Consider the following 25,740-nt stretch of genomic DNA (forward strand, 5'->3'; position numbering starts at 1 on the left):
CGTGGATCGTGCCTGCCGCGCCCGGCATCCCCTGAACGGAGGGGTCGCGGTCCCCACGAACGGACCGTGCGGGGACCGTGGCCCCTCCGGCCACCTTCACAGTGCGGGCACGGCTCAGCGAGCCCGGTCCGGTGGACGGGCTCGATCGACGCGCGGCCGCCTCAGGAGACGAGCTCGTCCAGCTCGTCCTCGGGCAGCCCGAGATCGACCCTGATGCGGTAGCGCGTACGCAACAGCGCCACCTGCTCCGGGTCGTTCTCCTCGCACCGCAGGGCGGCCTGGGTGGCCCACTCGAGGCCCCCTTGGAGATCGCCATAGGCGACCAGCGTCTCGGCGATCGTGTGAGCGGTCGCCGTGGAGACGTTCCCCTCCGCGCGTATCGTCTCGATGACCTCCCTCGCCTCATCCGGCCTGTCGAGCTCGAAGAGCGTGTCGGCGATGCCGGCACGCGGGTCGAAACCCGCCTCGCCGCCGTCTTCGACCGCGCGCTGGAAACACTCCATCGCGCGCGCGGGCTGCCCCGCCGCTCGCCACTCCTCGGCGGCGAGCACCAGGATGGAGGCCCTGGACACGTCGCCGGACGAATAGTCGAGCGCGACGTCGTAGAGCCGACTGGCCAGGGAATCGTGGTCGTCGGCCAACAGCGCCTGCTCAAGCAGACGATCAAGGTGCTCACGGGTCACATGCGCCACAACGCGAGACTACCGACCGGCCCGGCCCTTTGCCCGGACAATTCGCATCGCCGCGCGCCCCCTTAGGTAACATCTCCCCCAATACCGGGCACAGGGTGCGTGTTTTCGCAGGTCAGCGGGCATATACCAGTTGCTTTGCCGCCACGCGAGCGGAGGGACTGTGATGGGCCTGTCCAAGCAGATGACCTTCACGCTGGCCTGTGCTGTGGTGCTGTCGGCGCTCGTGCCCGGCGTCGCCGGCTACCTTTCGGCCCGCCTGGAGGCCATCGAGACCGCCGAGCGCAACCTGCGCGCGCTGGAGACCCGCCTGAACGTGCGGGAGGCCAGGGACACGCGCCCGGTCTCGCTGCCCGCCCCCTGCCTGCGCACGCCGTCCACGCCGCGCCTGCACCAGGCGCCCGCGACCGCGCTCGGCGAGCACGGCAGGCACTGGCTGCGCGGCGTCCCGGCCTGGCTGGCCGAGCCGCTGCGCGAGATCCAGGAGCGACCCGCTCAATAGCGAGGTCCAGGAGCGGCCCGCTCGACAAGCTCGGGCAACTTTCTCACCACCCGGTCGCGTCGTACGGGTGACCACGGTGGAGAGAGGCTGGCGCATGGCGGATCGATCGGAGTACGACGCGTTCGTCGCGGCGGCGTGGCATCGACTGCTCCGCACGGCCTACCTGCTCACCAGGGACTGGGCGGTGGCCGAGGACCTGGTGCAGACCGCGCTGATGAAGGCGTGGGTCTCCTGGGGCCGCATCAGGGACGAGCACGAGGCGTACGTCCGGAAGATCATCGTCAACGTGCACGTGTCGTGGTGGCGGCGGCGCTGGCGGCAGGTGGAGCTGACTACGGGCGCGCCGCCCGACCATCCCGAGACCGCCGACCGCATGGGGCAGGCGGACGAGCGGGAGCTGGTCTGGCAGGCCCTGGGCCGGCTGCCCGCCCGCCAGCGGGCCGTGATCGTGCTGCGCTTCTTCGAGGACATGACCGAGGCCCAGGCCGCCGCCACGCTGGGCTGCAGTGTCGGGACGGTCAAGAGCCAGACCAGCAAGGCGCTGGCCAAGCTGCGGATCGACGAGTCGGTCGCGTCCGCGTACGCGAGAGAGGGGTAGGACGTGCCCGTCAGCCGCCGAGAGCTGCACGACCTGCTGGAGGAGCGCAGCCGCCCCGCGATCGAGCGGCCGGTGCCGTGGGAGCGGCTGCGCGCGCGGACGCGGGCCGTCCGGCGCCGCCGCCTGACCGTGGCGGCGGTCGCGGGGGTGGCCGCCGCGTCGGTCGTGGCGGCGGGGTTCCTGGTGCGGCCGCAGCCCTCCGCCCGCGTGCTGGAGCCCCGGGAGGCGCCCGTCCCGGCGGCCGCTCCGACGGCCGATGTGCACGAGTTGCCCGCCCGATTCGAGGAGGCGGACGGCACCGTCTACCGCCGTGTCGCCACCGCCACGCTGGACGCGCCGAAGCGGGACAAGGTGACGTTCGAGGTGAAGGTGAGCGGGAAGCCGCTGGCCATCATGGCCGACTGCCCGGCCGGGACCCGCGGGTCGGTGCCCCAGGTGCGGATGGTGCGGCCCGGCCCGGACGTGTGGGCGCTGACCCCCATGTCGTCCCTGGTGAAGGTGTGCGACCGGCATCAGCCGACCGACCTCGTGCCGTTCCCGGAAGGCACGCGCCGCGGGACGCTCAGCATCACCATGCCGAAGCCGTCGAAGGCCATCCCCGGCGAGCGGGCGAGGAGGTGGCGGTTCGGCGTCTACGAGTGGACCCCGCCCGCCACCATGCCGCCCGCGCCCGCGCCTGTCGCGCCGCCGAAGACGTTTGGCGGCGCGCCCCCCGACTACCGTCTCGTCGGCTCCGCGAGCGCTGTCTGGCCGGCGGCCCGTGAGGTGACCGTCTCGGTGCCACCTCCGGGCGGCCAGTGGGCGCTGGTCATCTACTGCGGCGGCGGCCTCGGGGGGCGGCTGACCGGCGAGGTCTACGTGAACGGCCGGCCGCAGAACATGGAGAGCTACTGCCCGGAGCCGCCCTCCGCGGACCGGGTGGGCTTCTCCATGCTCGGCGCGGCGCGGCCCGGCCCCGACGGCAAGGTGACCGTCAGGGTCAGGCTGTCGTCCGCGATCCCGGAGTACCAGCGGCGTCCCGGCACGCTGACCGTCGCCGTCTACGACTCCACCCGCTGACCGAACCCGGTCCACAGACCGGACCCGGATCCACTGACCGAACCCAGGCCCGCTGAACGGACCCTGGCCCGTTCAGCGGACGGGTGGCAGGGCTTTGAGCTGGCGGGCCAGGAACCCTCTGATCATCTGCTTGGCCGCGTCGATCATTTCCGGCTGCCCGTCGGGGTCGCGGCGGAAGGCCAGCTTCAGCACCGCGTCGCCCGCCTCGACCGCCACGAGCACGGCCAGGTCGAGTGAGGGGCTGTCGGCCAGCCCGAACTCCTTCAGGAACAGGCCACGCAGCCGGCCGGCGATCACGGTGTTGTTGTCGGAGTCGGAGTCGAGCAGGTTGAGGTCGACGGCGTCGCCGAAGTGCAGGCTCTTGAAGCCGGCGACCTTCCTGTGCATGTCGACGTAGACGTCGATGATCGCATCGACGGCCTCCCACCAGCCGCGGTAGTCCTCCTCCAGGAACCTGCGGTCGACTCTGCGGACGAACTCCTCGACGTTGCGCCGGGTGAGCTCTTGCGTGATGGCGCGTTTGTCGGGGAAGAACTGGTAGACGGACCCGATGGCGACGCCCGCCCGCTCGGCTATGCGGGTGGTGGACAGGGCCTCGTAACCGGTCTCGTCGAGGAGCTCGGCACAGGCGTCGAGCATCCGCTCGACGCGCCGGGCGCTGCGGCGCTGTGCGGGCTGCCGCCTGAGGGCTTTGGGGTAGACGCACTCGTCGTCCATTTGCGGCGAAGACACAGATTCATCTTCTCCTGTATGAGCGATCCTTACCCGCGAATTTGCTCAACCGGGCCAGCCCGCGCATCGCCCTTGGCGAAATCCGCGACAGCGCATAGCCGATTTTCCCCTCGGCGTTCACGGGGACGACCGCCTGGTTTCTGCGGACGGCGCGCAGAATGTGCGCGGCCACCCGTTCTGCCGGGTATCCGCGCCGCGCGAGCCCGCGCACGGCGTCCTCGCGCAGGCTCTCCTTCGTGTACGTGGCGTGGCTCGCGATGCCCGTCGAGACGAACCCGGGACAGATGGCGCTGACCCCGATGCCGTGGTCCGCCAGTTCGGCCCTGAGGCAGTCGCTGAGCATCTTCACGGCGGCCTTCGTGGTCGAGTACGCGGGCAGCACCCGGGAGGGCGCGAAGGCGGCCAGGGAGGCGACGTTGACGATGTGCCCGCCCGCGCCGCGCTCGGCCATGGCGGCGCCGAAGAGCCGGCAGCCGTGCACGACGCCCCACAGATTGACGTCGATGGTCCTGCGCCAGTCGTCAATGGTGTGATCGAGGAACGCCCCCGCGACGGCGATCCCCGCATTGTTCACCACAATATCCGGCACACCATATTCAGCGATGATATTTCGCGAAAAGTCCTCCATGGCGTCGGCATTCGCCACATCGACCCGCACCCCGTACGCCTTGACCTGAAAGTCTTTCGCAATATCCTCGGCCACGCGCGTCGCCGCATCCCTATCGATATCCGCACAGACCACTTCCGCCCCATGCGCCCCGAAAGCCCGCGCCGTCGCCCGCCCGATCCCCGAGCCCGCCCCGGTGACCACCACGAGCCGCCCGCCGAACGCCCCGCCCGCCCGCGCCCGCCGCAGCTCCCGGCTCTCAGCCCCGCCCTCGACGTGCGCCACGAACTCGGCGATCATCCCGGCCACCGCCTCGGGCCTGCTGCGCTGCACCCAGTGCCCGGCCGCGACCCTGCGGCGCCACAGCCGGGGCACCCACCGCCCGGCCGCGTCGAGCAGCGCGGGCGTGACGTACGCGTCCCGCGTGGCCTCGACGATCTGCACGGGCACGCCGGCCACCTGCGGGTCCGGCGGAGACTCCCCCATGGTGCACCGGTAGAGCGCGAGCCCGTTCAGCCCGTCCCTGACCAGCGTGCTCGCCGGATGCCCCGGGCGCGGCTCGATGCCGTCGCCGCGCAGGGCGCGCGCGAGCAGGCCGGGCAGCACCGAGCGCCACGCCAGCTCGGGCAGCACCGGCAGCCGGAACGCGCCGATGTACCAGGACCTGAGCCGCTGCGCCCGGACGTCGCGGGGCCGCCCGTTACGGAAGAAGTGCGCCGCCTGCCGCAGCCCAGGGCCGCCGATGCTGGTGAAGGAGGCGAGCCGGTCGCGCAGGCCCGCCCTGCTCAGCGCCTCCCAGCCCTGGATGGAGCCCCAGTCGTGCCCCACGAGGTGCACCCGGGGCCGTCCCACGGCCTCTAGGACGGCGGTCAGGTCGCCGAGCAGGCGGTCGAAGCCGTAGTCGTCCCGGTCCGCCGGCTCGGTGGACGCGCCGGCGCCGCGCACGTCGTACCGGATCAGGTGGAAGCGGTCGCGCAGCAGCGCGGCCACCTCGTCCCAGACGCGATGCGTGTCGGGGTACCCGTGCAGGAGCAGCACGGCCGGCTTGTCCGGGTCGCCTTCCTCGAACCCCTCTTCGAACACGGCCAGCCGCACGTCACCGGAGTCCACCATGCGCATCGCGACCTCCTATTGGACGATTTGTCCAGTAGAATAGATCGATCAGGGTCGCGCGGCCAGACCCGTGCAGGAGCGCAGCGCCTTCCAGTCGGCCACCGCCTGGGTGCGCGCCGACCCCGCCATCGGTATCGGGATACCCCCCTGGATCGTGGCCGGAGTCCACGAATCCTTCAAGATCTTGCGACCCTTGATGGTCAGGGTGAGCACGCCGGTCCTGCCGGTGGTGGCCGGGTTGGAGTTGTAGAAGACGAAGTTGCCCATGCCGTAGCTGACGTAGGCGTCGTCGAGGTAGCCGGAGCCGAGCAGGATGTGCGCGTGGCCGCCGACCACCACGTCCGCCCCGGCCGCGACCAGCTTGGGGGCCAGCGAGAGCTGCGCCTGGTTGGGGCACTTCTGCATCTCGGTGCCCCAGTGCAGGTGGACGATCACGGTGTCGGAGCTCTTGCGGGCCTGGCGGACCGCGCGCAGCAGGGCCGTCTCGTTCTTCGCCGAGGCCAGCCCGCCCTTGTCGGCGGTGGCCGTCCACGACGTGATGAACTCCGCGTCCATCACCTGCGTGGCGCCGATGATCGCCACCCGGTTGCCGTTGACGGTCTTCCTGAACGGCTTGTACGCCTGCGTCGAGTTCGCCCCGATGCCGACGATGGGGAACTTGCTGCGCTTGATCGCCGCCAGCGAGTCGGCCAGCCCGGTCTCCATGTAGTCCATGCCGTGGTTGTTGGCCATGGAGGCGACGTCCACCCCGGCGGCCTTCAGCGCCGTCAGCGCGCTGGCCGGCGCCCTGAACGTGAACTGCTTGCCGGGCGCCGGCGTCCCGCCCGTGGTGATGGCCGTCTCCAGGTTCACCATCGCTAAGTCGGCCTTGCGCAGCACGCTCGCGATCGGCCCGAGCGCCGTGCGCGGGTTGTTCAGCCGGGGCCGGAGCATGCCCTCGAAGTGCACGTCCCCGCCGAAGGCGATGGTGAACGGCGCGCGCTGCGGGGTCGGCTTCGCCGTCGGCGTCTTGTCCTTCTGCTCCGGCGTGGCGGCCACTTCCTTGCTCTGCAACTGGCGCTCAGGCACCGCCGAACACGCGGCGAGTAACCCGACGACAGCGATCACCGGGAGGGCACGGGGGATTCTCATCTGCCGCCACTTCCGCTCGAAACCTGCCTTACAGGGTTCGAGCATGCCATGCAGGGCGGACTACCGCGCAGGCTCCCTCATGCTCATCAACCTGGACATAGCCAGTCGAGTCCTGTCATCCATCGGCGTGTAGACGATCAGCCGGATCTCCGGCATCGCCGACAGGCTCGTGGTGCTGAAGCGCAGGCTGCCGAGATCCCGGTGCTTGTAGCCCTTCACCCTCGGCCCCGGCTCGGCGACGTCCTGCCGGGCCCACAACCGGGCGAACTCGGCGCTCTCGGCGCTGAGCCGGCGCACGAAGTCCTGCCAGCAGGGCGAGTCGGCGTGCCGGCTGTAGGCACCCCTGAAGACGGCCACCGCCCGCGCCAGCTCCTGGTCGCGGTCGGCCAGCCGGGTCACGGGCTTGAGGTGCAGGCAGGCGTGCCAGAGCGAGTTGCGCTCCCCGTCGGGCGCCTCGACCAGCTCGGGGAACAGGGCGGCGTACGCGTCGTTCCACGCCAGCACGTCGCAGCGACTGTTGGACACGCAGGCCGGCAGGTCGCCGAGCCGGTCGAGGATGCCCTGCATCTCGGGCGTCACCTGCCCGGAGTCCACCGGGACGGGGTCGGCCGCCTGCCCGGCCAGCCGGTAGAGGTGGTGGCGCTCGGCGCTGTCGAGCCTGAGCGTGCGAGAGATCGCGTCGAGCACCTGCGGGCTGGCGTTGATCGGCCGCCCCTGCTCCAGCCACGTGTACCAGGTGACGCCGACCCCGGCGAGCTGGGCGACCTCCTCGCGGCGCAGCCCCGGCGTCCGCCGGCGCGGGCCGGGCGCGAGATCGACCATCTCCGGCGTGATCCGCTCCCGGCGGGAGCGCAGGAACGCGGACAGGTCGGTACGTCTTGCCTCTACCACGGTCACTTCTCCATCATGGGGGCATGTGAGGCGACTTATCCAGTTACCGCCAATACCAGTATAAAGAGGCTCTCGTTACTGGTACCAGGATCGCGGCACACTGGATGACATGTCGCAAACTGCCGCTTTCTCCCCTCCTGTGAACACCCCATCGCAGGAAGCCGTTCCCAAGGCCAGCGGCCTGCTCCTGGCGATCATCCTCGTGGGGCAGTTCCTGGCGATCCTGAACGTCAACATCGTGAACGTGGCCACCCCCACCATCGAGGCCGACCTGCACTCCTCGGGGGCCGGGCTGCAGATGATCGTGGCCGGATACACCATTGTCTACGCCGTGTTGCTGATCACCGGAGCCCGGATCGGTGACCTGTTCGGCTACCGCAAGGCGTTCCTGGGCGGGCTGGCGGTCTTCACCGTCACCACGCTCGCCGCGGGCCTGGCGCCCTCGACGGGCTGGCTGGTGGCCTCCCGGCTGCTCCAGGGCGCCGGCGCGGCGATGATGATGCCGCAGGTGCTGACGTTGATCCAGCGCAACTACCACGGTGCGGCCAGAGGCCGGGCGATCGGCCTGTGGTCGCTGGTGATCAGCGGCGGCATCGTGGTCGGCCAGGCGCTCGGCGGGGTCCTGCTGGGCCTCGGGCTGGGCTGGCGGGTCGTGTTCCTGACGCTGGTGCCGATCGGGGCGCTGCTGCTGGTGGCCGGGCTCCGCGTGCTGCCCGCCGACCAGGGCGGCGGCCGTACCGGGCTGGACCCGCTCGGCCTGGTGACCCTCTCTGCGGCCGTGCTGCTGTTCGTGGTGCCGCTGGTGCTCGGCCGCGACCTCGGCTGGCCGCTGTGGGGCTGGATCTCCATGGGGCTGAGCGTGGTGATGTTCGCCGCGTTCGTCCGGATCGAGCGCTGGGTGACCGGTCGCGGCGGGCGCCCGCTCGTGGACGCGCGGGTGCTGCGCGCGCCCGGCATGCGGCCCGGCTTGGCGATCCTGCTGTTCGGGCCGGCCACGTGGGGCGCGTTCCTGTTCACCTCCGCCCTGCACCTCCAGGGTGACCTGCACCTGTCGCCGCTGGCGTCCGGCATGATGCTGGTGCCCTGCGCCCTCGCCTTCGGCCTCGTCGGGCTCCTCTGGCCGCGCCTGCCCGCCCGGCTCCAGCGGCCGCTGGTGCCCGTCGGCTACGTGGTGGCCGCGCCCGCCTACGTCGGCCTCGGCCTCGCCTCCGGCGGCGGCGTCGCGTACGCGATCATGAGCGCCCTCATCGGCGCCGGCCTCGGCGTGCAGGTCGCGGTCACCAACATGGCCACCGAGCAGGTGGACGGCGCCTACGCCGCTGACGCCAGCGGCGCGCTGCTCACCGTCATGCAGCTCGGCCAGGTCATCGGCGTCTCCACCGTGGGCACGCTGTTCATCTCCCTCGACCAGAGCGCCGGCGCCGCGTCCTCCGCCTCGCTGACCACGGCCCTCGCCATGGCGGCCCTGGCCGTGCTCGCCGGGCTGAGCTCGCTGTTCCTCGTACGGCGCCGCAGCGCCCCGGCGGCAGCCACCGCCTAGACTTGGACAATTCCTTTACTTGAATCATTCAGGTTTAGCGCATAGGTTGTCGGCATGGAGACGACGACCTGATCCGCCCGGCCGGGCCGCGGACGACCGCGGCCCGGCCGGCGCGCGTCGCCGTCGCGCACCGGGGCGTCTGCCCGAGCTGCCAGGAACGACCATGCGGAGGAACGCGCCATGACCACCAGGCCCGTCACGACCGACGACGCGGGCATCCCCGCGCCCAGCGACGAGCACTCGCTGTCCGTCGGCCCGAACGGCCCGCTGCTGCTGCAGGACCACTACCTCATCCAGAAGATGGCCCACTTCAACCGGGAACGCGTCCCCGAGCGAGTGGTGCACGCCAAGGGCGGCGGCGCCCACGGCATCGTGCGGATCACCGAGGACGTCAGCCAGTTCACCAAGGCCGGGCTCTTCCAGAAGGGCGCCGAGACCCCGCTGTTCCTGCGCTTCTCCACCGTCGCCGGCGAGAACGGCAGCGCCGACACCGCCCGCGACCCCCGCGGCTTCGCGATCAAGTTCTACACCGAAGACGGCAACTACGACATCGTCGGCAACAACACGCCGATCTTCTTCATCCGCGACCCGCAGAAGTTCTCCGACTTCATCCACAGCCAGAAGCGCCGCGCCGACAACCACCTGCACGACCACAACATGCAGTGGGACTTCTGGACCCTCTCCCCGGAGTCGGCCCACCAGGTCAGCTTCCTGATGACCGACCGCGGCACCCCCGCCTCCTGGCGCCACATGCACGGCTTCGGCAGCCACACCTTCCTGTGGTACAACGCCGCCGGCGACAAGTACTGGGTGAAGTACCACTTCAAGACCGACCAGGGCATCCGCAACTTCACGGCGTCCGAGGCCCAGGCCCTGACCGCCACCGACCCCGACTACCACACCCGCGACCTGTTCGAGGCGATCAAGCGCGGCGACCACCCGTCGTGGACGGTGAACGTCCAGATCATGCCGTTCGAGGCCGCGGCCGACTACCGCTTCAACCCCTTCGACCTGACCAAGGTGTGGCCGCACAGCGACCACCCCGAGATCACCATCGGCCGCTTCGTCCTCAACCGCAACCCGGAGAACTACTTCGCCGAGGTCGAGCAGTCGAGCTTCGAGCCCGCCAACCTGGTGCCCGGCATCGGCGCCTCCCCCGACAAGATGCTCCAGGGCCGCCTGTTCTCCTACCCCGACGCCCACCGCTACCGCATCGGCCCCAACTACCTGCAACTGCCGATCAACCAGCCCCGCGTCCCGGTGCACTCGTACAACTTCGACGGCCCGATGACCTACCGCAACCCCCACGACCCGGTCTACGCCCCGAACACGGCCGGCGGCCCCGCCGCCGACCCGTCGCTCTACTCCGGCGAGCACTACCACGTGACGGGCGAGATCATCCGCTCGGCTTACATCAAGCACGCCGAGGACGACGACTACGTCCAGCCCCGCGCTTTGTGGGAGAACGTCCTGTCGGAGACGGACCGCGCCCACCTGGTGAGCAACATCGTCGGCCATGCCTCCGCCCCGGAGGTCACGACCGACATGAAGCACCGCGTGGTCGACTACTGGAACAACATCCACAAGGACCTCGGCCACGGCGTCGCCCAGGGCCTCGGCCTGGCCTGAGCTTCCGGGGTACGCCGCGAACCCGGCCGGGCCGGCGAAGTGGCCCGCAAAACGAAACGGCTCTGGGAAGTTGTTCCAGCAACTGCCCAGAGCCGTTTGTCATGAGCTGGCGGCGAGGGTGCCCAGGTCGAACTGGTGATCTTGGACGCCCGCCACAAAGGCAGCCCACTCCGACGGCGTGAATACCAGGACCGGCCCGTCCTGCTGCTTGCTGTCACGCAGCGCGACGTTGCCGTCGGCCAGAGGTGCGACCTCGACGCACGCAGATGCGCCGTTGCAGTAGCTGGCCTTGCGCCAGGCCGCCTTCGTGATGTCGTTGTGCATAATTTTCCCTAGGCTCCATTGCCTTTAATGACGTGTCGGCGTCACCGCCGCCAGAGCATCGCCTTGCGCTGGATGAGTATGCGAGAGTCGTCCTCATCCAGCGCCTCCGACCGCATGTGGTCGAAGGCGGTCTCGTAGCCGGCCACTCGTTCGAGGTCCTCGACAAAGCGTGCCGAGTACAGCTGCTCCAGATACACCACGTCGTCGAATTCCGCGAACTTCAGATGAATGAATGCGCCGGTGTTGACCGGGTGAAGCGAGTCCAATGGTAGGACCTGAACGCTGACGTGTGACAGTAGGGACACCTCCAACAGATGTTCCATCTGCTCACGCATTACCGAAGGCTCCCCGAAACGACGCATAAGTGCCGCTTCGTCCAGAATGACGCTCATTCGGCAGGGATCGGGCCTGTGCAGGACCCTCTGCTGCCGATCGAGACGGGCCTCCACCCTGCTGCGAACACCGCTGTGCGTGAGGCGCGAGATGCCGCGCGTGGCAAGGATGACCTCCCGGGCGTAACCTTCGGTCTGCAGGAGACCCGGCACTACCTGGGGTTCCCAGTCGCGCTGGTGAATGGCCTCCGCCTCCAGGCCGAGGAATCTTGTGTACTCCTCGGGGAGGGTGTCCTCGTAATCTTCCCACCATCCGCGCTGTTCCGCGTCACGCAACAGGCCGACGAGCTCTTCCAGTTTGTCGCCATCGGCGCGGTACAACTTGGCCATGGACTTGATGTCCTCGGCGGAGGGCATGGTCTTGGCGGCCTCGATGCGGCTCACCTTACTCGGCGACCAGCCGAGCTCTCTTGCGGCCTTGGCCCCGGTGAACTTGCGGCGCTCCCGGAGAAGACGGAGCTCCTGGCCCAGCCGGAGCCGCCGTACTGTTGGACTGCCCTGCTGCGATGGCACCGTCCACCCTCCTTCTCGGGAATGAAGGTGTAGCCGGATGGGACCGTTTCGAGCTCGGCTTTTTGGGCCGTTCGCCCAATCTTACACTGCAAGTTGCATGTGTAGTGCCGCGCAGCCTTGCCAGAAGGCTTTCATGGGTAGAGCGTAGGAGCAAGGACAAGCTCCGCGAAGTGGCAGGAGACGGTTGAGATCTTCCGCCTTCTACCGGGCCCGTGCCGCTTGTCGTGCAAGTTGCACTGCAATAAGCGAAGAAAAGTAAATCTTCCCTTGCTGGAAGTCTTGCAGCAAGGACGACTGCAAGGGACGATCAGAACAAGGAGGGATCCCGAGCTGTGAGGAGGCCGGACATGACGACACGGCCGAGCACGCCGGGCCCCCGGACCACCGTCGCGCGCCCGTACGAGGGCCGCATCTCCGGCAGCGTCGCCGTCCCGGAAACGAACATCCGCACCAGGGAGGCCACTTGCCGGAAGGATCTCGTCATCGCCTGAACGACGCAGCGCGAGTTCGCTCATTCGAGCACGAAAAAAGCCGGGCCGAGGCTGACCACCGAGCGCCGCATATGGGCTGCCACCCTGCGGCGAAACTCCGTCATCAGCCGTCGGACCCGGCCAGAAGCCACCTCTAAATGCCGCGAAAGGGGTCTTCTATGTACTCACAAGGTACCAAGGGGGTCAGCCGAATCAAGTCCTGGATCCAGGATCTCATTGCTTCCGCCGACTACGAGATCTGCGTGGAGCCCGACGAATTCGCCTTCCGGATGGGCTGGACCGTCACCAGGACGGGCTTCGGCTCCCGCAGGTACCGGGACCCACGCTTCGACCAGCTCCGCCAGCCGAGCCAGGTGATCGAGGAGGTGTCCTGACATGGCACGGAACCCGCGTAACCAGAGGTACCCGGCCAGCGAGGACCTTCCCGCCGCGCGCGGCGGCTCGCCCGTGGCCAGGCTGTGGCGGGCGCGCACCGAGCTGCTGCTGCTCGGCGGGCTGACGCTGATCGTCATGGGCCTGCTGGGGGCCGCGCACGCGGGCCACTGGGTGCCGTTCGTCCTGACGGCCGGCGCGGCGTCGGTGCCGGCCGCCACCAGGTTCGGGCGCAACTGGGTGGTGGCGCACTTCTGGTGCGTGGTCTCCCGGCGCCGCCTGCAGCGGACCTGCCTGGAGACGACCCTGCACACCAGGGCCGGCCGCATCCCGCTGGTGCTCTGGATCACGCCGACGACCACGGGCGAGAAGGCGCTGGTCATGGTACGGGCCGGGATCAGCGCCGAGGCGTTCGAGGCGTACGCCGAGGAGATCGCGGCGGCCTGCTGGGCCCGGGCGGTGCGCGTGCACCGGCACCGCACGCGCTCCCAGTTCCTGATCGTGGAGATCGTCCGGCGCGACGAGGCGCCCGGGGCGACCTCCCCCGGGCTGGACCGCCTGTACGGCCGCCGATCGTGGATCCCGCTGAGATCGGAGCTCGAGGAGCCGCCTGATCTGGCGACCCTGCCGCAGGCGGCATGAGACCTAGGGAACGGGGCCTTCCCTAGGGGTGCAAGCCCCGGAGACCGCGGGGGCTCCGGGGCTTCCCCCTGTAGAGGGCTTCCCCATGAGGCTCGTCCGCGTCAAGATGAGTTCATCTGGCGAACTCAGGAGTCGTGATGACGTCGACCGTCCACCGGACCTGTCCCCTGTGCGAAGCCGTCTGCGGCCTGACACTCACCCTCGACGACGGCGGCCACGTGACCAGCGTCAGGGGCGACAAGGACGATCCCTTCAGCAAGGGCTTCATCTGCCCGAAGGGCGCCAGCCTCGGACGGCTCGACGAGGACCCCGACCGGCTGCGCAAGCCGCTGATCAGGGAGGGCGAGCTGTGGCGCGAGGTCGGCTGGGACGAGGCGTTCGAGGCCGTGCGGGCCGGGCTGGAGCGGGTCGCCGACCGCCGCTCCATCGCCGTCTACCTCGGCAACCCCAACGCCCACACGATGGCGGGCGCCCTGTACGCCACCCCGCTGATCAAGGCGCTCGGCACCCGCAACGTCTTCTCCGCCAGCACCGCCGACCAGATGCCGAAGCACGTGGCCAGCGGGCTGATGTTCGGCCATCCGCTGGCCATCCCGGTGCCCGACCTCGACCGGACCGACTATCTGCTGATGCTGGGCGCCAACCCGCTGGAATCGAACGGCTCCCTGTGCACCGCGCCCGACTTCCCCGGCCGGCTCAAGGCCCTGCGCGGGCGCGGCGGCCGGCTCGTCGTGGTCGATCCGCGCCGCACCCGCACCGCCGCGCTGGCGGACGAGCACGTCTTCGTCCGGCCCGGTACGGACGCGTACCTGCTGTTCGGCATCGTCCACACGCTGTTCGCCGAGGACCTGGCCCGGCCCGCGCACGAGGTCAACGGGCTGGACGAGGTGCGCGAGGCGGCCAAGCACTTCCCGCCCGAGGCCGTGGCCCGGCGCACCGGCGTGCCCGCCGAGACGATCACGCGGCTGGCCAGGGAGCTGGCGGCGGCGCCCACGGCCGCCGTGTACGCGCGGATCGGCACGTGCACGGCCGAGTTCGGGACGCTGGCCCAGTGGCTGGTGGACGTGCTGAACGTGCTGACCGGCAACCTCGACCGGCCCGGTGGCGCCATGTTCCCCAAGCCCGCGACCGAGTTCGGGGGGCGGCGCCGGCCGTACGCGGTGGGCCGGTGGAGGAGCCGCGTCCGGGGCCTGCCCGAGGCGAACGGCGAGCTGCCCGTGGCCACGCTCGCCGACGAGATCGAGACGCCCGGCGAGGGGCAGGTCAGGTTCCTGCTGACGATCGCCGGCAACCCGGTGCTGTCGGCCCCGCACGGCGCCCGGCTGGACGCGGCGTTCCGCGAGCTCGACTTCATGGTGAGCGTGGACCCGTACCTGAACGAGACCACCAAGCACGCCAACGTCATCCTGCCGCCGCCACGCGTCCTGCAGTCGGGGCACTACGACTTCGCGCTGCTCGGGTTCGCCGTGCGGAACTACGCGCGGTACTCGCCACCGCTGCTGCCGCTGGACGAGCGGCCGTCCGAGGCCCAGATCCTGGCCAGGCTCGCCATGATCGCCTCGGGGCTGGAGGGGGACCTCGACGCGTTCGTCATCGACGAGCTGCTGCGCAAGGCCACGGAGACGCCCGGCTCGGGCGTCGAGGGGCGGGAGGTGGCGGAGCTGCGCGATCTGCTGGAGGGCGAGACGGGCGGCGAGCGGCGGCTCGACCTGATGCTGCGGCTCGGCCCGTACGGCGAGTGGGCCGGCAAGGGCGACCTGTCGCTGCGCAAGCTGCTCGACCACCCGCACGGGCTCGACCTCGGCGCGCTGGAGCCCCGGCTGGGCGAGGTGCTGAAGACCGCGTCCGGGCTGGTCGAGCTGGCGCCCCCGCAGCTCATGGAGGATGTCGAACGGCTGCGCGGCAAGCTGGAGGAGGAGCCGCCGGAGATCGTCCTCATCGGGCGGCGGCACCTGCGCTCGAACAACAGCTGGATGCACAACGTGGGCCCGCTGGTCGGCGGCAGCAACCGGTGCACGCTGCAGATCCACCCCTCCGACGTGGCCCGGCTGGGCCTGGCCGGCGAGGCCGTGGTGCGCTCGGCGAAGGGCCAGGTCACCGTGCCCGTGGAGGCCACCGACACGATCATGCCGGGCGTGGTGAGCCTGCCTCACGGATGGGGCCACGCGGGCAGTGCCCAGAACGTGGCGGCCGAGCACGCGGGTGTCAGCGTCAACACGCTCACCGACGAGACGACCATAGACGTACCGAGTGGTAACGCAGTGTTCAACGGAGTTCCGGTCACGATTTCACCAACCGGGGTGATCATCGCACATTAGGGTGTCGCGCGTGACTATCGCGCCAGAAGAGGACCGCCTGAACGCCCAGATCGCCTTCGCCATCGAGATCGACAAGTTGAAGCGGATCATCCGCCGCAACCATCTCATCGACGGCTCGCGGCGGGAGAACACCGCCGAGCACTCCTGGTACGTGGGCACGCTGGCGATGGTCCTCGGAGAGCATGCCCCACCCGGAACGGACCTCCAACGGGTGGTGGCCATGTTGCTGGTGCACGACCTGGTGGAGATCGACGCCGGCGACACGTTCATCTACGACACGGTGGCGGTCGAGGCCCAGGCCGCGGCCGAGCGGGCCGCCGCCGACCGCATCTTCGGCCTGCTGCCGGGCGAGCAGGGGGTGTGGCTGCGGGAGCTGTGGGACGAGTTCGAGGCCAGGAAGACGCCCGAGGCGCGCTTCGCCAAGGCGCTCGACCGGTTCGCCCCGATCCTGGCCAACCACCACACCGACGGGGGCACGTGGCCGCTGTTCAAGGTGAAGGCGGCTCAGGTCAGGGAGAAGGTGCGGATCATCGAGGAGGGCTCGCCCTCGCTCGGTGCGTACGCCCTGGAGCTGGTCGAACTCTCGGTGGCCCGAGGGCACCTGTCCGAGTGATCCCCACATGGCGGGGGTAGGGGACTTGTCGTGAAAGAGACAGTACGAGCGAGACGTCGGCAGTTGCGGGGTTTCGCCGGGCCGGTCGCCATCGCCGATCGGCTCGAGAAGTCGAAGGCCATGGACACGCCGATCCGGGGGCTGGCCAAGTTCGTACGCCAGCGGCTGCGCCAGGGACGCCTGCGCGACCTGCTGCACGGTGTCCCCATCGGAGAGCCGGTGCACCCACCGCTGGCCACGGTCAGCCTGGGCTGCTGGCTCTCCACCGCCGTGCTCGACCTCGCCGACGCCGACCCCCGCGCCTCCCGCCTGCTCCTGGCCACCGGACTGGTCAACGCCCTGCCCACGGCGGCGGCAGGACTGACCGACTGGTCCTCCCTGCACCGCGAGCAGCAGCGCGTCGGATTCGTCCACATGGCGGCGAACATGACCGCGCTCAGCCTTTTCACCGCCTCCCTGCTGGCCCGCCTGCGCGGGCGCGAACGGCCCGGCCGGATGCTCTCCTACGCGGGGCTCGCCGTCGGCGGGCTCGGCGCGTACCTCGGCGGACACCTCGCCTACCGGCAGGCCGCAGGCGCCAACCACGCGCCGCAGGTGACGCACCTGGTGCCGCTCGGCTGGCACGACCTGTGCCCGCTCAAGGACCTGCCGGACGGCCGGCCCGTCGCCAGGCGGCTGGGCTACATCCAGCTCTTCGTGTTGCGCCAGGGCGACGGCGTGACCGTGCTCGCCGACCGCTGCCCGCACCTGGCCGGCCCCCTGCACCAGGGCAGGCTCGTCATGGAGGACGGGGAGGCGTGCGTGGTGTGCCCGTGGCACAGCAGCACGTTCCGGCTGACGGACGGGTCGGTCAAGCACGGGCCCGCCACCGCGCCGGCGCCCGTCTTCCAGACGCGCATCAGGCGGGACGGCACCATCCAGGTACGGCCGGGCTTGACCTGAAGCATTCTTGAGGTTCTACCGTCGAGGTCATGAGCAAGATTCTCGTGACCGGTGCGACCGGCAATGTCGGCAAACATGTGGTGTCCCAGCTCGCCGCGGCGGGCATCGACGTGCGGGCGCTCGCCAGGCGGCCCGAACGGGTGCGGGCGGGCGTGGAGGCCGTCCAAGGAGACCTGACCGCCCCTGAGACGCTCGGACCGGCGCTCAAGGACGTGGAGAGCGTGTTCCTGCTCTGGCCCGGCTTCACCACCGGCAACGCCGCCGACACCATCACCGCGATCGCCTCCGCCGGGCAGGTGCGGCGCGTCGTCTACCTGTCGGCGCTCGTCCCCTCCAGCGAGGACGCCGCCGGACACTACGCCGAGATCGAAGGGCTCATCCGCCGCTCCGGGCTCGGCTGGACGTTCCTGCGGCCCGGCGGCTTCGCCGTCAACACGCTCGGCTGGGCCGACCAGATCAGGCAGGGCGTCGTGCGCTGGCCGTACGGGCAGGCGTCCCGGGCGCTCATCCACGAGCGCGACATCGCCGCCGTCGCCGTCCACGTCCTCACCTCCGCCGGCCACAACGGCGCCGCCTACGCCATCACCGGGCCCAAGGAGCTCACGCAGGCCGAGCAGGTGAAGGTGATCGGCGAGGCGGTCGGGCGGGAAGTGCGGTGGGAGGAGCAGCCCCCGGAGGAGGCCCGGGAGCAGTTGATGGCGCTCTGGGGGGACGCGGCGTTCGTCGAAAGCGCCCTGACGACCTGGGCCGGGTTCGTCGAGCGGCCCGAACGCGCCACGGACACGGTGCGGCGGCTCCTGGGACGGCCGGCGCTCAGCTTCCGGGAGTGGGCCGAGGAGCACGCGGCTGACTTCCGCTAGGGACCTCCGTCCAGCGGGCCGCGCCACCACCACCGGGCTCGCGCGCGTCACGTCGGCCTGGTGCCCGGTTGCCGCAGGGGCAGGACCTCGCGTCGGGCCGCACCTCCATCGCGCGCCACCCACCATCCGCCCGCACTCGCACCAGCGCCCTGGGCGCCGCGCGCGTTGCGCCGAGCCCCACCGCACACCGTTCCCACGCCGCCGCTCCACCGTTGACCTCACCGTCCCCGGGCTTCACCGGTCCCCCAGGAGCCGTCAGCCCGTTCGAGGGGCCCGTGTGGTGCGGTGGTCAGGCGGCTGGGGGTTCGTCGGCGGGGTGTTCGACGAGGGCGAGGACGCGGCTGGACATGAAGCGGGCCGTGCGCACCGGTGTGCCGCTGCGGGTGACCTCGCTCACCTCCACGAGCCCGCGCCGGCTGGCCACCTCGACCCGGCGCCCGGCGCGGGTGGCGCTGATCTCGTAGGTGCGCGGCGACGATCCTCCCGCGTCGATGACGATCTCCACCCGGTCACCTTTCATACCGGGTTCATACCCACCACCGATTATCCGTACACCAGTACGATAATGGCCACGACGCCCACGGCCACGATGACGCCGCGCAGCACGGGCGCGGGGATGCGGCGGCCGAGGCGGGCGCCGAGGAAGCCGCCCGCGACGGCGCCGAGGGCGACGCCGCCGGCCGCCTGCCAGTCCACGTCGGCGGCGACGATGAAGAAGGCGGCGGCGACCCCGTTGACGATGAGGGCGAGCACGTTCTTGGCGGCGTTGACGCGTTGCAGCCCGTCGTCCAGGAAGATGCCGAGCAGCCCGATCAGGAGCACGCCCTGGGCGGCGCCGAAGTAGCCGCCGTAGACGCCCGCCCCGAGGACCCCCAGCCACAGGGCGGTGCCGCCGTGGGGGCGGGTGTGTTCGCGGCGGGCGGCGACCCAGGCGTTGAGTTTCGGCTGGGTCAGGACGAGGACGCAGGCGAGCGCGATGAGGGCCACGACGACGATCTCGAAGACGTCCGGGTCGAGGAACAGCAGCAGGATCCCGCCGATGAGCGCCCCGAGCGCCGAGGCCAGGCCGAGGCGGAGCAGGCGGTCGCGCTGGCCCTGGAGCTCGGTGCGGTAGCCGTAGGCGGCGCTGAAGGAGCCGGGGACGAGGCCGACGGTGTTGGAGACGTTCGCGGTGACAGGGTCGACGCCCAGCGCCACGAGTGTGGGGAACGTGATGAGCGACCCCGACCCCACCACCGCGTTGATGGCCCCGGCCACCACTCCGGCGGCGCACACCGCCGCCAGCTCCCAGCCCGTCACGAAGCCCTCCCGCTGCCGCCACGATGGTGCGCCCGGTCGAGGCCGCGGCGGCGGGGTTCCTACGGGCCGTCCTGTCCCTTGGGGGGTGAGAACAGGCCGCCCAGGCTCTCCAGGACTTTGCCCATTTCAGAGGGGACGATCCAGATTTTATTGGCGTCGCCCTTGGCGATCTCGGGCAGGGTCTGAAGGTACTGATAGGCGAGCAGTTGCTGGCTCGGGTTGCCTTCGTGGATGGCCTTGAAGACCATGCCGATGGCGTCCGCCTGGCCCTTGGCGCGCATGGCCTGGGCCTCCGCCTCGGCCTGGGCGCGCAGCACGGCGGCTTCGGCCTCGCCGCGGGCCCGGAGCACCGCGGCCTGCTTCTCGCCTTCGGCGGCCAGGATGGCGGCCTGGCGCTGCCCTTCGGCGGCGAGGACGGCGGCGCGCTTGTCGCGGTCGGCGCGCATCTGCTTCTCCATCGAGTCCTGGATGGAGGTGGGCGGGTCGATGGCCTTGAGCTCGACGCGGTTGACCCGGATGCCCCATTTCCCGGTCGCCTCGTCCAGCTCGCCGCGCAGCGCGGTGTTGATCTCCTCGCGGGAGGTCAGCGTGCGTTCGAGGTCCATGCCGCCGACCACGTTGCGCAGGGTGGTGACGGTGAGCTGCTCGACGGCGATCAGGAAGTTGGCGATCTCGTACGTGGCCGCCTTCGGGTTGGTGACCTGGAAGTAGATGACGGTGTCGATGGAGACCACGAGGTTGTCGGAGGTGATCACCGGCTGCGGCGGGAACGACACCACCTGCTCGCGCAGGTCGATCATGTCCTTGATGCGGTCGATGAAGGGCACGACGAGGTTCAGCCCGGGTGTCAGGGTGCGGTGGTAGCGCCCCAGGCGTTCGACGATGGCGGCCGTGGCCTGGGGGATGATGCGGACCGTGCGGGCCACCCCGAAGCCCACCGCCGCGACCACGACCAGGGCGACGACGAGCTGCTCGACGGACATGGCGACGCTCCGGAGTCGGGGGACGACTTCGTAGATCCTATTTGGTTTTCAGGTATCGGCACCTTTTATCACCATAAATGGCGATCTAGTGAGCGTGCGCGTACCCGCTAGTGAGCGCGCGCGTACCAGCGGCCCTCCGCGCTGCGATCCAGCGACAGCGGCACCCCGAACGTCTGCGAGAGGTTGTCGGCCGTCATGACGTGGTCGAGCGGCCCCTGCGCCACCACCGAGCCGTGCCGCAGCAGCAACGCGTGCGTGAACCCGACCGGCACCTCCTCCACGTGGTGCGTCACCAGCACCAGCGTCGGGGAGCGATAGTCGCCCGCCAGCACCGACAGGCGGCGCACGAGATCCTCCCTGCCGCCCAGGTCGAGACCGGCCGCCGGCTCGTCGAGCAGGAGCATCTCGGGGTCGGGCATCAGCGCGCGGGCGATCTGCACCCGCTTGCGCTCGCCCTCCGACAGGGTGCCGAACTGCCGCCTGATGAGGTGCGCGGCGCCCATCATGTCGATCAGCTCGACCGCTCTGGTGACGTCGTTGGAGTCGTACTCCTCCGTCCAGCGGCCCATGATCCCGTACGAGGCGGTCAGGACGAGGTCGATGACCTTCTCCTCCGGCGGGATGCGCTCGGCCAGCGCGGCGCTCGCCAGCCCGATCCTGGGCCGCAGGTCGAACACGTCCGCCTGCCCCAGCCGCTCACCCAGCACCTCGACGACACCCTCGCTCGGATAGAGCAACGTGGCCGCCACCTGCAGCAACGTCGTCTTGCCCGCACCGTTGGGCCCGATGACGGCCCACCGCTCGTCGCCGTTGACCGTCCAGTCGATGCCGCGCAACAGGGCCGCTCCGTCGCGCCTGACGGCGACGTCCTGGAGCCGCAGCACCTGACCACCCATCCCCGATACCTCCTTAGGAGTCACCCTCGGGACAAACCTATTGCAGGGCGAGCGCTTATCGTGGATCGGTGCGCCCTGAATCGCCTGTCTGTCCATCCCTGGTCGCCTGGGGCAACGCGTGGCTGGCCGGTCACGTGGGGCTCGACGAGGCGGCTGACCACGTCGAAGCCGCCGGCGGGCCCGTCGTCGCGGGCGAGGTCCCCCTGCGTAAATACCTCGCAAACCTGCGCTCCGAGGGCCTGCGCGAGCTGCGGCTGGCCCTGCCCGCGCCCGGTGACCCACTCGGGCTGTCGGGGCCGCCGCCGTTCAACTCGGCCGCCGTCGACGCCGGCCAGGCGGCCATCGCCGTGCTCGCCGACCGCAACCTCGGCTTCGTGCCCCAGCCCGACCGGCGCGGCTCGTCCTACGTCGGCGTGCTGCTGGAGGTGCACGACGCCGGGCCCGTCCGCCACGACCTGCCCTCGCTGGCGGAGGCCGAGCGGGAGCTGTCCGACGCGATGCGCTCGGCCACCGAGGCGCTGACCTCGGTGGAGGGTCCCGCCCAGCACCGTCCCGAACGGCCGGAGCGTGGCGGGGAGCTCGCCCCCGGCTATCCCGGGCGCGCGCACCGGGTGTCCGTCCTGGCCACGCGGCTGGCGGCGGTGCTGCGCGTGGCCGACGAGCGGGGCCTCACGTCGGGGCAGCTCGCCGTACGCGGCGCCGCGCTGCGCGAGCTCGACCGTGCGGTACGCCGCGCGCTCGTGGCGGCGCACCACGCGATCTTCGAGCCCGTCAGGAACCGGTAGCGCCATCCTCCGCCTTCCACAGCCTGACCAGCTTGTCCTTGCCGGCCGAGACGATGGCGACGCCCTCGTCCACGGGGACGATACCGACGGCGTACACGCCGCTCTTGTGCGCTTTGACCGGCTTGCCGAGCGCCTTGCGGGTCTCCGGGTCCCAGAGGCGGATCGTGCCGTCGGTGCCGCCCGACAGCAGGACGGCGCGGCCGCTCATGGTGCCGAACGACAGCGAATAGACGATCTTCTTGTGCCCCGGCATGGTGCCGAGCGTCTTGCCGCTCTTCGGGTCCCAAAGCCTGATTTTTCCGTCTTTGCCGCCTGATGCCACGACCGTCTTGCCGTCCACCTTCGACACCGCGACCGCGTACACGCCCTTCGAATGGCCCTTGTACGTCTTGCCGTACTGCTTGCGCGAGGACATGTCCCAAACGCGCAACGTCTCGTCCTCGCTCGCCGAGACCGCCACCGCGCGGTCGCCGATGTGGGTGGCGCTGAGCCAGTTCACCGGCTTGCGGTGCGCCCTGATCATCTTGCCCGTCGCCTTGCGCCTGCCCAGGTCCCAGAACCTCAGGTAGCCGTCGGCGTCACCGGTCACCGCCACGTACCGGCCCTTCACCTTCGTCAGCGCCACCGCGTACACCGCGTCACCGTGCCAGCCGAGGACCTTCCCCTTGTGGGTCTTGAGGTTCCACAGGCGGACGCTGCCGTCGTAACCGCCGGAGACCGCCATGGGGGTCTTGCCCATCATCACGCAGGCGACCGCGTACACCTCCTCGCTGTGGCCCCTCATCGTGGCCAGCGACTTGTGCCCCGCCAGGTCCCACACCCGCACCCGGCCGTCCTGACCGCCCGTGACCAGCCACGTCTTGTCACCGGTACGGATCGCCGAAAGCGTCTGCACGCCCCTGGTGTGGCCCTTGAGCGACTTCCCGTCCTGCTTGCCCAGCACCGGCACCACCTCGGCAGGCGTGGGGGTGGGAGTGGGGGTGGGTGTCGGCGTGATCACGGGCGTCGGTGACGTCGACGGCGTCGCCGGGGCGGTCGGGGTCGTTGGGGCCGTCTGGGTGACGGACGTCGTCACCTGCGCCACCGTCCCGCCCCCGCCGTCCTGGGTGCCGAACATCCGGGGGCCGAAGTACAGGACGCCGCCCGCCAGGGTCAGCGCCGCCACCAGCGTCCCGGACACCAACGCCGCCCGCTTCCGCCTGGCCCGCACCTCATCGGGCTTCTCCTCGACGGGGACATGCTTGAAGAACGCATCGTTACCGTCGTCGCCAGCCTGGTCGGCGCCGGCCCCTTCGTACGACGCACCCACTCCCTGCGCCCGCCCGTGTTGGGGCGCCTGCCCATGTTCAGGCGCTTGGCCGTGCTGCGGCACTCGGCCGCGTTGTGGCGCCTGCGCGTGCTGGTGGGCTGCTTGCCCCGGCTGCGGCACCGGACCAGCGGAAGGCGCCGGGCCAGACGTCGGCCCCAAGCCAGGCGTAGGAATTGGGCCAGGCGTAGGCGCTGGGCCAGGCGAGCCGACCTGGTGCGCCGCCGGCGAACCGGCCGCACGACCCTGCGGCGGCTGCTGCGCGGGCGCCGTGGAAGGCGCGGCAGGCGGCCCCTGCGCCGGGGCGGGCGGGCGAGCCGACCGTTCCGCCGGCGCACCCTGCGGCGCTGACGAACCCGGCGTGACCCCAGCGGGCCCGCCTTGCGGCGGCGCAGGCGGACGCGGCCCAGGCGCAGCAGGCGCGCTGTGCTGCGGCGCAGGTGGATGCGGCGCCGACCCAACGGGAGGCCCCTGCGGTGGCCTCTGCGGTGGCCTCTGCGGTGACCCCTGCGGCGAGGTGGGCGGGCGCGGCGCTGATCCGGCCGGGGGCGACGGCGGTGGCGGGTAGCCGTCAGCGGACGGGTTGACCCACCCGGTCGGGCTGACCCAGGCCGAGGCGGCGGGCTCCGCGGAGGGCGGGCGGCTGTCCGGGGCAGCCCAGCCCGCGCCGGCCGCGGCGCCCCACGCAGGGGCAGGCGGCGCGCTGGGCTCGGCCGCGCCAGGGCCGGCCGGGCCACCCCACGAAGGGCCAGGAGGCGCGCTGGGCTCGGCGCCACCCGTACCGGACGGGGTGCCCCACGAAGGGGCAGGGGTGGAGGCCAGTTGGGAGCCTGTGGTCATGGCGACCTCGTCGTCCGACCCCGGCGACTCCCCCTGGTTCGTCAGAAGGGAGAGGAGCACTTCGGCGGCCGCAGGCCGGTCCTCGGCGCGTTTGCGGAGGCAGGCCTGCACGATGGGCCGCAGGTCGGCGGGCAATACCGACAGGTCGGGTTCCTCGTTCATGACCCGATAGATGACCGCGGGCAGGCTGTCCTGGCCGAACGCGGGCCGCCCGGTGGCGGCGTACGCCATGGTGAGTGCCCAGCTGAACATGTCGCTGGCCGGCCCGACCCGCTCGCCCGAGATCTGCTCGGGCGACATGTACGCGGGCGTCCCCACGACCCCACTGCTGATGGTGATGGCGGAATCGAGCGCCCGCGCGATGCCGAAGTCGATCACGCGGGGCCCGTCGGTCCCGAGCAGCACGTTGCTGGGTTTGAAGTCGCGGTGGACGATGCCGGCGCGGTGGATGGCGGCCAGGGCGGTGACGGTGCCGACGGCCAGGCGGTAGAGCGCGCCGCCTTCCCTGGGCCCGTCGCGCTGCACGACGAGCTGGAGTGACACCCCGTCGACGAGCTCGCTGACGATGTACGGGTGCTCCCCGTCGAGGTTGGCCCCGAGCACCTGGGCGGTGCAGAACTGGGCGACGCGGCGGGCGGCGGCGACTTCGCGCAGGAAACGTTCGGAGTCGAGGCCGGGTTTGTCCAGCCGGGTGTTGAGCAGCTTGATCGCCACGAGCCGCCCGTCGGGCGATTCGGCCTTGTAGACGATTCCCTGCGCACCCTTGCCCAGCCGTCCGAGCAACCGGTAGTCGCCCAGCGTGACCGGGTCACCGGACTGCAAGGGGTGCGTTTCCGGCACCTGGTCCTCCCCCTTGTGCTTGACCCCCGATCACAAGCGTGATGAGCGTACGGAGAACCCCGCAAGCCATCCCAGGTCACGAAAGATCATCGCTCTTTGCGAAAAATTTGCCCTACGCAATAATCATGGAGATGATCGGGGATTTCCAGCACCGTACGGGGAGCCGTCACATGCGCAGAAGCTTCAGCCTGTTGTTAGCCGGTGGACTGGCCGCCGTGCCCCTGGCCGTTCCCGGTCAGGCGGGCGCCGCGACCACGACGACCCAGGCTGCCGTGACCCGCACCGCCGGGATCACCGTCGCGCCGTACTCGAACTTCAAGATCTCCGTGAAGTACAACAAGAGCACCAAGCGCGGCGGAAAGATCACTTATTACCTCCGGGCGAAGAATCTCGGCCCGCACTACGCCGACTACTACTACATCGGCGGCCAGGTGCCGAAGGGCGTCAAGCCGACCCTGCGCTGGGGCGGCCCGAAGGGCACGAAGTGCGAGTGGGAGGGCCAGTGGTTCTGGTGCTGGGGCCCGCTGGCGCTGGAGAAGGGCAAGACCGACTGGCTGAACTTCCAGGTCACGCTCAAGAGCGGCACGAGGGGCACGGCCACGGCCCGGCTCGGCATCCTGTCGTTCGACGTGGACCAGGGCATGGAGAACATGAGCGAGGCCGAGCTCAAGCGCCTGGGCATCAAGCACCACTTCGACCTGAAGACGGTCAAGACGAAGATCGTCTCCCCGCCGCGCAACCCGGGCAGGAGCTGGACGCCGCCGCCTCCGGTCAAGGAGTACAACCCGCCGGCCAGCCACGAGGAGTCGAACAAGAAGAAGGACACGTAAGGC

General features: G+C 70.6%; 26 protein-coding genes. 14 read left to right on the forward strand and 12 right to left on the reverse strand.

The features are described 5' to 3' along the window. Nucleotides 1-161: 161 nt before the first annotated feature. Nucleotides 162-692, reverse strand: a complete 531-nt coding sequence (locus HCN51_RS41950; RefSeq protein WP_230465654.1) for a tetratricopeptide repeat protein — start codon at nucleotides 690-692, stop codon at nucleotides 162-164. A 163-nt stretch (nucleotides 693-855) separates the two neighbouring features. Between HCN51_RS41950 and HCN51_RS41955 the strand changes: the two genes are divergently transcribed. The 3 genes from HCN51_RS41955 to HCN51_RS41965 all read left to right on the forward strand — a co-directional run bounded on the left by HCN51_RS41955 (nucleotide 856) and on the right by HCN51_RS41965 (nucleotide 2,848). Further along, on the forward strand, nucleotides 856-1,191 hold the full coding sequence (locus tag HCN51_RS41955) for a hypothetical protein (RefSeq protein WP_168017579.1): 336 nt from the start codon (nucleotides 856-858) through the stop codon (nucleotides 1,189-1,191). A gap of 94 nt (nucleotides 1,192-1,285) precedes the next feature. Next, the gene (locus tag HCN51_RS41960) at nucleotides 1,286-1,789 is read left to right on the forward strand and encodes a SigE family RNA polymerase sigma factor (RefSeq protein ID WP_168017580.1); all 504 of its coding nucleotides are present in this window, start codon (nucleotides 1,286-1,288) and stop codon (nucleotides 1,787-1,789) included. Nucleotides 1,790-1,792: 3 nt separating this feature from the next. Continuing rightward, nucleotides 1,793-2,848: a hypothetical protein gene (locus HCN51_RS41965; RefSeq protein ID WP_168017581.1), complete on the forward strand. Its 1,056-nt coding sequence runs from the start codon at nucleotides 1,793-1,795 to the stop codon at nucleotides 2,846-2,848. A gap of 72 nt (nucleotides 2,849-2,920) precedes the next feature. Here HCN51_RS41965 and HCN51_RS41970 read toward each other — a convergent pair whose 3' ends face one another. From HCN51_RS41970 to HCN51_RS41985, 4 genes are all read right to left on the reverse strand, one after another. Further along, nucleotides 2,921-3,487 (reverse strand): TetR/AcrR family transcriptional regulator, encoded by a 567-nt coding sequence (locus HCN51_RS41970; protein WP_206068518.1) that lies wholly within the window; start codon nucleotides 3,485-3,487, stop codon nucleotides 2,921-2,923. A 97-nt stretch (nucleotides 3,488-3,584) separates the two neighbouring features. Further along, entirely contained in the window at nucleotides 3,585-5,306 is a 1,722-nt protein-coding gene (locus HCN51_RS41975) for an SDR family oxidoreductase (RefSeq protein ID WP_168017582.1), read from the reverse strand. 42 nt (nucleotides 5,307-5,348) lie between these two features. Beyond that, nucleotides 5,349-6,431 (reverse strand): CapA family protein, encoded by a 1,083-nt coding sequence (locus HCN51_RS41980; RefSeq protein ID WP_168017583.1) that lies wholly within the window; start codon nucleotides 6,429-6,431, stop codon nucleotides 5,349-5,351. Nucleotides 6,432-6,491: 60 nt separating this feature from the next. Beyond that, a complete protein-coding gene (locus HCN51_RS41985; RefSeq protein ID WP_346433987.1) occupies nucleotides 6,492-7,328 on the reverse strand; it encodes a helix-turn-helix transcriptional regulator in 837 nt (278 codons plus the stop codon). Nucleotides 7,329-7,431: 103 nt separating this feature from the next. Here HCN51_RS41985 and HCN51_RS41990 point away from each other — a divergent pair, with 103 nt between their 5' ends. Together HCN51_RS41990 and HCN51_RS41995 are read left to right on the forward strand one after the other, a co-directional pair. Further along, nucleotides 7,432-8,862, forward strand: coding sequence for an MFS transporter (locus tag HCN51_RS41990; RefSeq protein WP_168017584.1), 1,431 nt, complete (start codon nucleotides 7,432-7,434; stop codon nucleotides 8,860-8,862). Nucleotides 8,863-9,042: 180 nt separating this feature from the next. Continuing rightward, complete coding sequence (locus tag HCN51_RS41995) at nucleotides 9,043-10,491, forward strand: catalase (RefSeq protein WP_168017585.1); 1,449 nt, start codon at nucleotides 9,043-9,045, stop codon at nucleotides 10,489-10,491. A 99-nt stretch (nucleotides 10,492-10,590) separates the two neighbouring features. Here HCN51_RS41995 and HCN51_RS42000 read toward each other — a convergent pair whose 3' ends face one another. Both HCN51_RS42000 and HCN51_RS42005 read right to left on the reverse strand, forming a co-directional pair. Beyond that, nucleotides 10,591-10,815 carry a DUF397 domain-containing protein gene (locus HCN51_RS42000; protein WP_168017586.1) on the reverse strand — a complete coding sequence of 75 codons (225 nt, stop codon included), beginning with the start codon at nucleotides 10,813-10,815 and terminating at the stop codon, nucleotides 10,591-10,593. A gap of 41 nt (nucleotides 10,816-10,856) precedes the next feature. After that, on the reverse strand, nucleotides 10,857-11,720 hold the full coding sequence (locus HCN51_RS42005) for a helix-turn-helix domain-containing protein (protein ID WP_080043701.1): 864 nt from the start codon (nucleotides 11,718-11,720) through the stop codon (nucleotides 10,857-10,859). Nucleotides 11,721-12,067: 347 nt separating this feature from the next. On the opposite strand from HCN51_RS42005, the gene HCN51_RS42010 reads away from it, so the two are divergent. From HCN51_RS42010 to HCN51_RS42040, 7 genes are all read left to right on the forward strand, one after another. Further along, nucleotides 12,068-12,211, forward strand: coding sequence for a hypothetical protein (locus HCN51_RS42010; RefSeq protein ID WP_168017587.1), 144 nt, complete (start codon nucleotides 12,068-12,070; stop codon nucleotides 12,209-12,211). A 158-nt stretch (nucleotides 12,212-12,369) separates the two neighbouring features. After that, nucleotides 12,370-12,585: a hypothetical protein gene (locus HCN51_RS42015; RefSeq protein ID WP_080043702.1), complete on the forward strand. Its 216-nt coding sequence runs from the start codon at nucleotides 12,370-12,372 to the stop codon at nucleotides 12,583-12,585. 1 nt (nucleotide 12,586) lies between these two features. Next, nucleotides 12,587-13,225: a hypothetical protein gene (locus tag HCN51_RS42020; protein ID WP_168017588.1), complete on the forward strand. Its 639-nt coding sequence runs from the start codon at nucleotides 12,587-12,589 to the stop codon at nucleotides 13,223-13,225. A 137-nt stretch (nucleotides 13,226-13,362) separates the two neighbouring features. After that, nucleotides 13,363-15,543 (forward strand): molybdopterin-dependent oxidoreductase, encoded by a 2,181-nt coding sequence (locus HCN51_RS42025; RefSeq protein ID WP_168017589.1) that lies wholly within the window; start codon nucleotides 13,363-13,365, stop codon nucleotides 15,541-15,543. A 1-nt stretch (nucleotide 15,544) separates the two neighbouring features. Continuing rightward, nucleotides 15,545-16,156, forward strand: a complete 612-nt coding sequence (locus tag HCN51_RS42030) for an HD domain-containing protein (RefSeq protein WP_080043705.1) — start codon at nucleotides 15,545-15,547, stop codon at nucleotides 16,154-16,156. Nucleotides 16,157-16,276: 120 nt separating this feature from the next. Beyond that, nucleotides 16,277-17,098 carry a Rieske (2Fe-2S) protein gene (locus HCN51_RS42035; RefSeq protein ID WP_230465655.1) on the forward strand — a complete coding sequence of 274 codons (822 nt, stop codon included), beginning with the start codon at nucleotides 16,277-16,279 and terminating at the stop codon, nucleotides 17,096-17,098. A 29-nt stretch (nucleotides 17,099-17,127) separates the two neighbouring features. Further along, a complete protein-coding gene (locus HCN51_RS42040) occupies nucleotides 17,128-17,958 on the forward strand; it encodes an NAD(P)H-binding protein (RefSeq protein WP_168017590.1) in 831 nt (276 codons plus the stop codon). Between the two features lie 289 nt (nucleotides 17,959-18,247). On the opposite strand, the gene HCN51_RS42045 is transcribed toward HCN51_RS42040, so the two are convergent. The 4 genes from HCN51_RS42045 to HCN51_RS42060 all read right to left on the reverse strand — a co-directional run bounded on the left by HCN51_RS42045 (nucleotide 18,248) and on the right by HCN51_RS42060 (nucleotide 21,136). Further along, a complete protein-coding gene (locus HCN51_RS42045) occupies nucleotides 18,248-18,478 on the reverse strand; it encodes a hypothetical protein (RefSeq protein ID WP_080043708.1) in 231 nt (76 codons plus the stop codon). A 23-nt stretch (nucleotides 18,479-18,501) separates the two neighbouring features. Continuing rightward, a complete protein-coding gene (locus HCN51_RS42050; RefSeq protein WP_168017591.1) occupies nucleotides 18,502-19,257 on the reverse strand; it encodes a TSUP family transporter in 756 nt (251 codons plus the stop codon). A 59-nt stretch (nucleotides 19,258-19,316) separates the two neighbouring features. After that, nucleotides 19,317-20,240, reverse strand: a complete 924-nt coding sequence (locus HCN51_RS42055; RefSeq protein ID WP_168017592.1) for an SPFH domain-containing protein — start codon at nucleotides 20,238-20,240, stop codon at nucleotides 19,317-19,319. Nucleotides 20,241-20,347: 107 nt separating this feature from the next. Beyond that, nucleotides 20,348-21,136 carry an ABC transporter ATP-binding protein gene (locus HCN51_RS42060; protein WP_168017593.1) on the reverse strand — a complete coding sequence of 263 codons (789 nt, stop codon included), beginning with the start codon at nucleotides 21,134-21,136 and terminating at the stop codon, nucleotides 20,348-20,350. A 68-nt stretch (nucleotides 21,137-21,204) separates the two neighbouring features. Between HCN51_RS42060 and HCN51_RS42065 the strand changes: the two genes are divergently transcribed. Then, nucleotides 21,205-21,921, forward strand: coding sequence for a hypothetical protein (locus HCN51_RS42065; protein ID WP_168017594.1), 717 nt, complete (start codon nucleotides 21,205-21,207; stop codon nucleotides 21,919-21,921). Here HCN51_RS42065 and HCN51_RS61760 read toward each other — a convergent pair. Next, on the reverse strand, nucleotides 21,908-24,907 hold the full coding sequence (locus tag HCN51_RS61760) for a protein kinase domain-containing protein (RefSeq protein ID WP_168017595.1): 3,000 nt from the start codon (nucleotides 24,905-24,907) through the stop codon (nucleotides 21,908-21,910). The genes HCN51_RS42065 and HCN51_RS61760 overlap by 14 nt on opposite strands. 170 nt (nucleotides 24,908-25,077) lie before the next feature. On the opposite strand from HCN51_RS61760, the gene HCN51_RS42075 reads away from it, so the two are divergent. Continuing rightward, nucleotides 25,078-25,737, forward strand: a complete 660-nt coding sequence (locus tag HCN51_RS42075) for a hypothetical protein (RefSeq protein ID WP_168017596.1) — start codon at nucleotides 25,078-25,080, stop codon at nucleotides 25,735-25,737. The last annotated feature ends 3 nt before the right edge of the window (nucleotides 25,738-25,740 follow it).

Origin of the sequence: Nonomuraea composti, assembly GCF_012034275.1 — a bacterium.
Classification (GTDB): Bacteria; Actinomycetota; Actinomycetes; order Streptosporangiales; family Streptosporangiaceae; genus Nonomuraea; species Nonomuraea composti.

What these genes read in the sequence shown, in the direction of transcription:
- HCN51_RS42060 (WP_168017593.1), bottom strand. Translation starts at nt 21,136, where the DNA reads ATGGGTGGTCAGGTGCTGCGGCTCCAGGACGTCGCCGTCAGGCGCGAC.
- HCN51_RS42075 (WP_168017596.1), top strand. Translation starts at nt 25,078, where the DNA reads ATGCGCAGAAGCTTCAGCCTGTTGTTAGCCGGTGGACTGGCCGCCGTG.
- HCN51_RS42055 (WP_168017592.1), bottom strand. Translation starts at nt 20,240, where the DNA reads ATGTCCGTCGAGCAGCTCGTCGTCGCCCTGGTCGTGGTCGCGGCGGTG.
- HCN51_RS41955 (WP_168017579.1), top strand. Translation starts at nt 856, where the DNA reads ATGGGCCTGTCCAAGCAGATGACCTTCACGCTGGCCTGTGCTGTGGTG.
- HCN51_RS42025 (WP_168017589.1), top strand. Translation starts at nt 13,363, where the DNA reads ATGACGTCGACCGTCCACCGGACCTGTCCCCTGTGCGAAGCCGTCTGC.
- HCN51_RS42010 (WP_168017587.1), top strand. Translation starts at nt 12,068, where the DNA reads ATGACGACACGGCCGAGCACGCCGGGCCCCCGGACCACCGTCGCGCGC.
- HCN51_RS41980 (WP_168017583.1), bottom strand. Translation starts at nt 6,431, where the DNA reads ATGAGAATCCCCCGTGCCCTCCCGGTGATCGCTGTCGTCGGGTTACTC.
- HCN51_RS42040 (WP_168017590.1), top strand. Translation starts at nt 17,128, where the DNA reads ATGAGCAAGATTCTCGTGACCGGTGCGACCGGCAATGTCGGCAAACAT.
- HCN51_RS41975 (WP_168017582.1), bottom strand. Translation starts at nt 5,306, where the DNA reads ATGCGCATGGTGGACTCCGGTGACGTGCGGCTGGCCGTGTTCGAAGAG.
- HCN51_RS42045 (WP_080043708.1), bottom strand. Translation starts at nt 18,478, where the DNA reads ATGAAAGGTGACCGGGTGGAGATCGTCATCGACGCGGGAGGATCGTCG.
- HCN51_RS41995 (WP_168017585.1), top strand. Translation starts at nt 9,043, where the DNA reads ATGACCACCAGGCCCGTCACGACCGACGACGCGGGCATCCCCGCGCCC.
- HCN51_RS42020 (WP_168017588.1), top strand. Translation starts at nt 12,587, where the DNA reads ATGGCACGGAACCCGCGTAACCAGAGGTACCCGGCCAGCGAGGACCTT.
- HCN51_RS42000 (WP_168017586.1), bottom strand. Translation starts at nt 10,815, where the DNA reads ATGCACAACGACATCACGAAGGCGGCCTGGCGCAAGGCCAGCTACTGC.
- HCN51_RS41970 (WP_206068518.1), bottom strand. Translation starts at nt 3,487, where the DNA reads ATGCTCGACGCCTGTGCCGAGCTCCTCGACGAGACCGGTTACGAGGCC.
- HCN51_RS42015 (WP_080043702.1), top strand. Translation starts at nt 12,370, where the DNA reads ATGTACTCACAAGGTACCAAGGGGGTCAGCCGAATCAAGTCCTGGATC.
- HCN51_RS41990 (WP_168017584.1), top strand. Translation starts at nt 7,432, where the DNA reads ATGTCGCAAACTGCCGCTTTCTCCCCTCCTGTGAACACCCCATCGCAG.
- HCN51_RS41960 (WP_168017580.1), top strand. Translation starts at nt 1,286, where the DNA reads ATGGCGGATCGATCGGAGTACGACGCGTTCGTCGCGGCGGCGTGGCAT.
- HCN51_RS42035 (WP_230465655.1), top strand. Translation starts at nt 16,277, where the DNA reads ATGGACACGCCGATCCGGGGGCTGGCCAAGTTCGTACGCCAGCGGCTG.